The organism is Neisseria sp. P0022.S010, assembly GCF_051956635.1.
The window spans coordinates 1-479 of the sequence record NZ_JBQCXF010000858.1 but is presented as its reverse complement, the minus strand read 5'-3'; the positions used below and the strand labels follow the sequence as shown (position 1 = coordinate 479).

The window sequence follows — 479 nt, the reverse complement described above, 5'->3', positions numbered from 1 at the left end:
CAGCTGATGACGCAAGAAATCGCAGACGAAAGTTTCAATACGATTACCGTGGACGGCGATACCAGCACCAACGACAGCTTCGTGATTATGGCGACAGGCCGTTGCGGTCAGAGCGAAATCGACAATACCGCCGATCCGCGCTATGCGCAGCTCAAAGCCTTGCTCGGTTCGCTGGCTCTGGAACTGGCGCAGGCGATTGTCCGTGATGGCGAGGGCGCGACCAAGTTCATCACGATTGAAGTGCAAAACGCGAAAACCCGCGAAGAAGCGCGCAAGGTGGCTTATGCCGTCGCCCATTCGCCTTTGGTGAAAACCGCGTTCTTTGCCTCCGACCCGAACTTGGGTCGTCTGTTGGCAGCCGTCGGCTATGCCGGTATTGAAGACTTGGACGTCGATGCTTTGAAAATGTGGCTGGATGACGTGTTGGTGGCCGAAAACGGCGGCCGTGCGGAAAGCTATACCGAAGAAGCAGGACAAGC

Annotated in this window: 1 protein-coding gene; it reads left to right on the top strand. The window is 56.6% G+C overall.

The features are described 5' to 3' along the window. Positions 1-479 (top strand): bifunctional ornithine acetyltransferase/N-acetylglutamate synthase (locus ACTHUT_RS21795; RefSeq protein ID WP_440419902.1); only part of this gene is annotated, 479 nt, incomplete at both ends.